Genomic DNA, 2,781 nt, shown 5'->3' on the forward strand with positions numbered 1-2,781 from the left:
TTTTTCTTTTTTTAAGTGGTGTGATATTCTTATATTACCATGTTTTATAACCATGGGGGGGCCCGCGGCGCGCCCCCACCTTTGGTGTGGTCGGGCTAGAACTCGCCGCGGCGTTGGCGGAGGTTGGCGAGCGCCTCAGCGAGGATCGCCGCGCCGTCGGCGTCGCTGCGCCGTTCCTTCACGTACGCCAGATGGTCTTGTAAGGCTCGCTGCGCGGCTTGCCGGGCGGGTTGGTGGCGTCGAGGCCGGCCGGCTGCCCGCAGCGGGGGCAGTCCCAGGTGACCGGTGGGACGACGTCGGCCGCCAGCGAGATCTCCACGGTGTGGTCGTTGGCGCACCAGTAGGTCACCGAGTGTCGCGGTGCGGGCTCGCACCGCTCGGCGGGGCGAATCGGGCCGGAGCCGACCCGGGTGCCACGGATTGCGCTGCCGCTGGGCACGGTTTGTCGCTCCTGTCGTCGTGCGGGGGTCGGCCGCGGGGGAAGCGCGGCGTCGCGACGCGGTGAAGCGGGCTGTATGCACGTGCGCGGCCCGGACCTAGTCCGAGCCGCGCACGAGTTTACGACTGTTTGGCCGAGATGTGTGCTAGCTCGCGACGGCGAGTTTGAGCCAGAGGCCCAGACCCACGATGCAGGCGAACCAGACGATCCCCACCAGAATGGTGTAGCGGTCGAGGTTCTTCTCAGCCACGGACGAGCCGGCGAGGTTGGTGCTGACGCCGCCGCCGAACATGCTGGACAGGCCGCCACCCTTGCCGCGGTGCAGCAGGATCAGCATCGTCAGCAGGCCGCTCGTGATGATCAGCAACACGATCAACGTGTAGGCGAATGCGATCGGCATGGTGGTGGTGTGTCCTCTCGTGGGGCGCGACTCGCCAAGAATAGCGGCCGGGTTCGCGGAGCGCGGACCCGGCCACCACCGCCTTACTTCTTGATGTGCTCCGGGAACCGGACGATCTGCACGAACTCGTCCGCGTCGATGCTCGCGCCGCCGACCAGGGCACCGTCGACGTCCTGCATGGCCATGATGGCGGCCACGTTGTTGGCCTTGACCGAGCCGCCGTACAGAATGCGGGTGACGTCGGCGGTCTCGGCGTCGTACCGCTCCGCCAGCCGCGCCCGGACCGCGCCGCAGACCTCCTGCGCGTCCTCCGGCGTCGCCGTCTTGCCGGTGCCGATCGCCCAGACCGGCTCGTACGCGATGACGACCTTGCGCACCTGCTCGGCCTTGAGCCCGTCAAGCCCGGCGTCGAGCTGAGAGCAGCAGTGGGCCGTGTGCTCCCGCGCCTCGCGGACGTCCATCCCCTCGCCGATGCAGAAGATCGGGGTGAGCTCGTTGGCCAACGCCGCCTTGATCTTGGCGTTGACCAGCGCGTCGTCCTCGTGGTGGTACTGCCGGCGCTCGGAGTGCCCGACGACCACGTACGTGCAGCCGAGCTTGGCCAGCATCGCGCCCGAGATGTCGCCCGTGTAGGCGCCACCCTTGTGCGGCGAGAGGTCCTGCGCGCCGTACCCGATGAGCAGCTTGTCGCCGTCGACCAGCGTCTGCACGCTGCGCAGGTCGGTGAACGGCGGGATGACCACCGTCTCGACGTCGCTCAGCTGCTGCTCGTTGAGGCTGAAGGCCAGCTTCTGCACGAGCGCGATGGCCTCGAGGTGGTTGAGGTTCATCTTCCAGTTGCCGGCCATCAGGGGCCGGCGGGACTGCGTCGCCATCAGTTCTCCAGGGCGGCGATGCCGGGAAGGCGCTTGCCCTCCAGGTATTCCAGCGAGGCTCCCCCGCCGGTCGAGATGTGGCCGAACGCGCTCTCGTCGAGCCCGAGCGCGCGCACCGCGGCCGCCGAGTCGCCACCGCCGACCACGGTCAGGCCGTCGACCTTCATGATCGCCTCGGCCACGCCGCGGGTGCCCGCCGCGAACGGCGCCAGCTCGAACACGCCCATCGGGCCGTTCCAGAACACCGTGTGCGCGTCGGACAGGGCGCCGGCGAACGCGGCGACGCTGGCCGGGCCGATGTCGAGCCCGAGCCGGTCGGCCGGGATCGCGTCGGCGGCGACCACCGCGTGGTCGGCGTCGGCCGAGAACTCGGTCGCGGCCACCACGTCGGTCGGCAGCACGATCTTGTCGCCGCCACGGGCCAGCAGGTCACGGCAGGTGTCGAGCATGTCCTCCTCGAGGAGGGACCTGCCGATCTCGTGGCCCTGGGCCTTGAGGAACGTGAAGCACATGCCGCCGCCGACGAGCAGCTTGTCGACCTTGGGCAGCAGCGCCTCGATGACGGCCAGCTTGTCGGAGACCTTCGCGCCGCCGAGGACGACCGCGTACGGCCGCTCGGGGCTCTCGGTCAGCTTCGCCAGCACCTCGACCTCGCGCAGCACCAGGCCGCCCGCGAAGTGCGGCAGCCGGGCCGGCACGTCGAAGACGCTCGCGTGCTTGCGGTGCACGGCGCCGAACGCGTCGTCGACGTACGCCTCGGCGAACGCGGCGAGCTGGTCGGCGAAGGCGCCCCGCTCGGCGTCGTCCTTGCTGGTCTCACCGGCGTTGAAGCGCAGGTTCTCGAGCAGCAGCACCTGGCCGCCGCCGAGCCCGGCCACCTTCTCGGTCGCGTCCGGGCCGACGGTGTCGGAGGCGAAGACGACCTCGCCGCCGAGCAGCTCGCCGAACCGCTGCGCGACCGGCGCCAGCGTGTACTTCGGAGCGCGAGCGGCTCGAGCGCGCCCGCGAGTTCCTGGAGATCAGGGAAGAGCCGTGGGACGACAGCGCCTTCAGCTCCCAAGTCTGGC

2 protein-coding genes and 2 pseudogenes are annotated in these 2,781 nt (G+C 69.8%); all 4 read right to left on the reverse strand.

Features of this window, described 5'->3' with window-relative positions:
• Nucleotides 1–95: 95 nt before the first annotated feature.
• Nucleotides 96–439: pseudogene (locus AB0H87_RS40190) on the reverse strand (RNA polymerase-binding protein RbpA).
• 145 nt (nucleotides 440–584) lie between these two features.
• Nucleotides 585–839 (reverse strand): preprotein translocase subunit SecG, encoded by a 255-nt coding sequence (secG, locus tag AB0H87_RS40195; RefSeq protein WP_360158586.1) that lies wholly within the window; start codon nucleotides 837–839, stop codon nucleotides 585–587.
• Nucleotides 840–922: 83 nt separating this feature from the next.
• Nucleotides 923–1,714, reverse strand: coding sequence for a triose-phosphate isomerase (tpiA, locus tag AB0H87_RS40200; protein ID WP_360158589.1), 792 nt, complete (start codon nucleotides 1,712–1,714; stop codon nucleotides 923–925).
• A pseudogene (locus AB0H87_RS40205) lies at nucleotides 1,714–2,718 on the reverse strand (phosphoglycerate kinase); the annotation flags it as partial. The pseudogene AB0H87_RS40205 and the gene tpiA, both read right to left, overlap by 1 nt.
• Between the last annotated feature and the right edge of the window lie 63 nt (nucleotides 2,719–2,781).

The sequence above is a fragment of the Asanoa sp. NPDC050611 genome, assembly GCF_040654855.1.
GTDB lineage: Bacteria > Actinomycetota > Actinomycetes > Mycobacteriales > Micromonosporaceae > Asanoa.

Excerpts from the sequence above, each read along its gene's own strand:
- secG (WP_360158586.1), bottom strand. The coding sequence starts at position 839 with ATGCCGATCGCATTCGCCTACACGTTGATCGTGTTGCTGATCATCACG.
- tpiA (WP_360158589.1), bottom strand. The coding sequence starts at position 1,714 with ATGGCGACGCAGTCCCGCCGGCCCCTGATGGCCGGCAACTGGAAGATG.